Origin of the sequence: Ralstonia sp. 1138, assembly GCF_040544795.1 — a bacterium.
GTDB classification, from domain to species: domain Bacteria; phylum Pseudomonadota; class Gammaproteobacteria; order Burkholderiales; family Burkholderiaceae; genus Ralstonia; species Ralstonia flatus.
Window position 1 is genome coordinate 1 of sequence record NZ_JBEPKQ010000016.1, and the last position, 5366, is coordinate 5366.

The 5366-nt window shown below is 52.7% G+C and carries 2 tRNA genes and 3 rRNA genes; all 5 read left to right on the plus strand.

The annotated features are described in order from the left end of the window. The first annotated feature begins 180 nt into the window (after nt 1–180). A 16S ribosomal RNA gene (locus ABIC76_RS25445) occupies nt 181–1720 on the plus strand. A 60-nt stretch (nt 1721–1780) separates the two neighbouring features. Further along, a tRNA-Ile gene (locus ABIC76_RS25450) sits at nt 1781–1857 on the plus strand. 36 nt (nt 1858–1893) lie between these two features. Further along, a tRNA-Ala gene (locus tag ABIC76_RS25455) sits at nt 1894–1969 on the plus strand. A 265-nt stretch (nt 1970–2234) separates the two neighbouring features. Beyond that, nucleotides 2235–5113, plus strand: a 23S ribosomal RNA gene (locus ABIC76_RS25460). Between the two features lie 117 nt (nt 5114–5230). Next, a 5S ribosomal RNA gene (rrf, locus tag ABIC76_RS25465) occupies nt 5231–5343 on the plus strand. Together the 16S, 23S and 5S rRNA genes with 2 tRNA genes alongside form the textbook arrangement of a ribosomal RNA operon. Nucleotides 5344–5366: the final 23 nt, after the last annotated feature.

Below are 5366 nucleotides of genomic sequence, written 5' to 3' on the forward strand. Positions count from 1 at the left end.
CGCGAAGTTCTTTAACAAGCAAACAGCCGATAAGTGTGGGCGCTTAATACTGGATGCGGCGGATTTCGATCCGCTAGCTAACAAGTAATGAAGTGCTCGCACAGAAGTAAGGTTTGAACGAAAGTTCAAGTCAGATTCTGAGAGTGAGCGACCGCTCGTAAAGAGCGAAAACAGCAGATTGAACTGAAGAGTTTGATCCTGGCTCAGATTGAACGCTGGCGGCATGCCTTACACATGCAAGTCGAACGGCAGCGGGGGAGAAGCTTGCTTCTCCTGCCGGCGAGTGGCGAACGGGTGAGTAATACATCGGAACGTGCCCTGTAGTGGGGGATAACTAGTCGAAAGATTAGCTAATACCGCATACGACCTGAGGGTGAAAGTGGGGGACCGCAAGGCCTCATGCTATAGGAGCGGCCGATGTCTGATTAGCTAGTTGGTGGGGTAAAGGCCCACCAAGGCGACGATCAGTAGCTGGTCTGAGAGGACGATCAGCCACACTGGGACTGAGACACGGCCCAGACTCCTACGGGAGGCAGCAGTGGGGAATTTTGGACAATGGGCGAAAGCCTGATCCAGCAATGCCGCGTGTGTGAAGAAGGCCTTCGGGTTGTAAAGCACTTTTGTCCGGAAAGAAATGGCTCTGGTTAATACCTGGGGTCGATGACGGTACCGGAAGAATAAGGACCGGCTAACTACGTGCCAGCAGCCGCGGTAATACGTAGGGTCCAAGCGTTAATCGGAATTACTGGGCGTAAAGCGTGCGCAGGCGGTTGTGCAAGACCGATGTGAAATCCCCGAGCTTAACTTGGGAATTGCATTGGTGACTGCACGGCTAGAGTGTGTCAGAGGGGGGTAGAATTCCACGTGTAGCAGTGAAATGCGTAGAGATGTGGAGGAATACCGATGGCGAAGGCAGCCCCCTGGGATAACACTGACGCTCATGCACGAAAGCGTGGGGAGCAAACAGGATTAGATACCCTGGTAGTCCACGCCCTAAACGATGTCAACTAGTTGTTGGGGATTCATTTCCTTAGTAACGTAGCTAACGCGTGAAGTTGACCGCCTGGGGAGTACGGTCGCAAGATTAAAACTCAAAGGAATTGACGGGGACCCGCACAAGCGGTGGATGATGTGGATTAATTCGATGCAACGCGAAAAACCTTACCTACCCTTGACATGCCACTAACGAAGCAGAGATGCATTAGGTGCTCGAAAGAGAAAGTGGACACAGGTGCTGCATGGCTGTCGTCAGCTCGTGTCGTGAGATGTTGGGTTAAGTCCCGCAACGAGCGCAACCCTTGTCTCTAGTTGCTACGAAAGGGCACTCTAGAGAGACTGCCGGTGACAAACCGGAGGAAGGTGGGGATGACGTCAAGTCCTCATGGCCCTTATGGGTAGGGCTTCACACGTCATACAATGGTGCATACAGAGGGTTGCCAAGCCGCGAGGTGGAGCTAATCCCAGAAAATGCATCGTAGTCCGGATCGTAGTCTGCAACTCGACTACGTGAAGCTGGAATCGCTAGTAATCGCGGATCAGCATGCCGCGGTGAATACGTTCCCGGGTCTTGTACACACCGCCCGTCACACCATGGGAGTGGGCTTTACCAGAAGTAGTTAGCCTAACCGCAAGGAGGGCGATTACCACGGTAGGGTTCATGACTGGGGTGAAGTCGTAACAAGGTAGCCGTATCGGAAGGTGCGGCTGGATCACCTCCTTTAAGAGCGTGCATCCGACGTTAGGCGTCCACACTTATCGGTTTGTTTGATGTTACAGCCAAGGGTCTGTAGCTCAGGTGGTTAGAGCACCGTCTTGATAAGGCGGGGGTCGTAGGTTCAAGTCCTACCAGACCCACCAAGTTACGGACGGTGGAAGTTGTTCTCTGCCGTGACTGGGGGATTAGCTCAGCTGGGAGAGCACCTGCTTTGCAAGCAGGGGGTCGTCGGTTCGATCCCGTCATCCTCCACCATTACCTTTTGGTTACCAAACGCAAGCATCGACGCTGTGTCGATGGTGTTTGCGTTTGGCCTAGCCAAGACGAGCGTAAAAGTTCGGCTGTTCTTTAACAATATGGAATGTAGTAAAGGTGTCGCGGTGCGTTGATGAGGCGCACATTAAAAACGCGACACTGGGTTGTGATTGTATCAACCAGTATTACCAGAGCAATCGAAAGATTGTCTTGGAATACGGCACAACGCGAGAACTCAGCCTATAGCGAGACATACTCGTTATAGGGTCAAGCGAATAAGTGCATGTGGTGGATGCCTTGGCGATTACAGGCGATGAAGGACGTAGTAGCCTGCGAAAAGCTGCGGGGAGCTGGCAAACGAGCTTTGATCCGCAGATATCCGAATGGGGAAACCCGGCCCGTATGGGTCATCTGTTACTGAATACATAGGTAACAGAAGCGAACGCAGTGAACTGAAACATCTAAGTAGCTGCAGGAACAGAAATCAACCGAGATTCCCAAAGTAGTGGCGAGCGAAATGGGATCAGCCTTGTACTCTTTAGCAGTATTGTTAGCAAAGCGGAATGGAAAGTCCGGCCATAGTGGGTGATAGCCCCGTATGCGAAAACAGTATTGTGGAACTAGGTGTACGACAAGTAGGGCGGGACACGTGAAATCCTGTCTGAAGATGGGGGGACCATCCTCCAAGGCTAAATACTCGTAATCGACCGATAGTGAACCAGTACCGTGAGGGAAAGGCGAAAAGAACCCCGGGAGGGGAGTGAAATAGATCCTGAAACCGCATGCATACAAACAGTCGGAGCCTGGAAACGGGTGACGGCGTACCTTTTGTATAATGGGTCAGCGACTTACATTCAGTGGCAAGCTTAACCGATTAGGGAAGGCGTAGCGAAAGCGAGTCCGAATAGGGCGTTCAGTCGCTGGGTGTAGACCCGAAACCAAGTGATCTATCCATGGCCAGGTTGAAGGTGCGGTAACACGTACTGGAGGACCGAACCCACTAACGTTGAAAAGTTAGGGGATGAGCTGTGGATAGGGGTGAAAGGCTAAACAAACTTGGAAATAGCTGGTTCTCTCCGAAAACTATTTAGGTAGTGCCTCGTGTCTCACCTTCGGGGGTAGAGCACTGTCATGGTTGGGGGGTCTATTGCTGATTACCCCGCCATAGCAAACTCCGAATACCGAAGAGTGCAATCACGGGAGACAGACATCGGGTGCTAACGTCCGGTGTCAAGAGGGAAACAACCCAGACCGCCAGCTAAGGTCCCTAAATATTGCTAAGTGGGAAACGAAGTGGGAAGGCTAAAACAGTCAGGAGGTTGGCTTAGAAGCAGCCACCCTTTAAAGAAAGCGTAATAGCTCACTGATCGAGTCGTCCTGCGCGGAAGATGTAACGGGGCTAAGCAATATACCGAAGCTGCGGATGCACGTAAGTGCATGGTAGGAGAGCGTTCTGTAAGCCTGTGAAGGTGTCTTGTAAAGGATGCTGGAGGTATCAGAAGTGCGAATGCTGACATGAGTAGCGATAAAGGGGGTGAAAGGCCCCCTCGCCGTAAGCCCAAGGTTTCCTACGCAACGTTCATCGGCGTAGGGTGAGTCGGCCCCTAAGGCGAGGCAGAGATGCGTAGCTGATGGGAAGCAGGTTAATATTCCTGCACCGTCGTATGATGCGATGGGGGGACGGATCGCGGAAGGTTGTCCGGGTGTTGGATGTCCCGGTCCCTGCATTGGAGATGGCACTTAGGCAAATCCGGGTGCGTGATTCAAGGGTGTGGGGCGAGCGACTTTAGGTCGCGAAGCAATTGGAAGTGGTTCCAAGAAAAGCCTCTAAGCTTCAGTCATACGAGACCGTACCGCAAACCGACACAGGTGGGCGAGATGAGTATTCTAAGGCGCTTGAGAGAACTCGGGAGAAGGAACTCGGCAAATTGGTACCGTAACTTCGGGATAAGGTACGCCCTTGTAGTTTGACTGGCTCGCGCCAGAAGGACGAAGGGGTTGCAATAAAATGGTGGCTGCGACTGTTTAATAAAAACACAGCACTCTGCAAACACGAAAGTGGACGTATAGGGTGTGACGCCTGCCCGGTGCCGGAAGATTAAATGATGGGGTGCAAGCTCTTGATTGAAGTCCCGGTAAACGGCGGCCGTAACTATAACGGTCCTAAGGTAGCGAAATTCCTTGTCGGGTAAGTTCCGACCTGCACGAATGGCGTAACGATGGCCACACTGTCTCCTCCCGAGACTCAGCGAAGTTGAAGTGTTTGTGATGATGCAATCTCCCCGCGGCTAGACGGAAAGACCCCATGAACCTTTACTGTAGCTTTGCATTGGACTTTGAACCGATCTGTGTAGGATAGGTGGGAGGCTTTGAAACCGGGACGCTAGTTTCGGTGGAGCCGTCCTTGAAATACCACCCTGGTTTGTTTGAGGTTCTAACCTTGGCCCGTGAATCCGGGTCGGGGACAGTGCATGGTAGGCAGTTTGACTGGGGCGGTCTCCTCCCAAAGTGTAACGGAGGAGTTCGAAGGTACGCTTGGTACGGTCGGACATCGTACCTAAAGTGCAATGGCAAAAGCGTGCTTAACTGCGAGACCGACAAGTCGAGCAGGTGCGAAAGCAGGACATAGTGATCCGGTGGTTCTGTATGGAAGGGCCATCGCTCAACGGATAAAAGGTACTCTGGGGATAACAGGCTGATACCGCCCAAGAGTTCATATCGACGGCGGTGTTTGGCACCTCGATGTCGGCTCATCTCATCCTGGGGCTGTAGCCGGTCCCAAGGGTATGGCTGTTCGCCATTTAAAGAGGTACGTGAGCTGGGTTTAAAACGTCGTGAGACAGTTTGGTCCCTATCTGCCGTGGGCGTTGGAATCTTGACGGGGGCTGCTCCTAGTACGAGAGGACCGGAGTGGACGTACCGCTGGTGTACCTGTTGTCTCGCCAGAGGCATCGCAGGGTAGCTATGTACGGAAGAGATAACCGCTGAAAGCATCTAAGCGGGAAACTTGCCTGAAGATGAGGATTCCCTGGAGACTTGATCTCCCTGAAGGGTCGTTCGAGACCAGGACGTTGATAGGCTGGGTGTGGAAGCGCAGTAATGCGTTCAGCTAACCAGTACTAATTGCCCGTGCGGCTTGATCCTATAACCGGTATGTTTCCGGCTGGGTCTGCCTTGTGCCTGATACACACTAAGCACAACCCCTACTACATTCCCATATTGGCGGCGTTGACTCAAAGTCAGCGACGCGACAAGTCATAGCCTGGTGACCATAGCGAGTCGGTACCACCCCTTCCCATCCCGAACAGGACCGTGAAACGACTCCGCGCCGATGATAGTGCGGATTCCCGTGTGAAAGTAGGTCATCGCCAGGCTCTCCATCTAAACACCCCAGCTC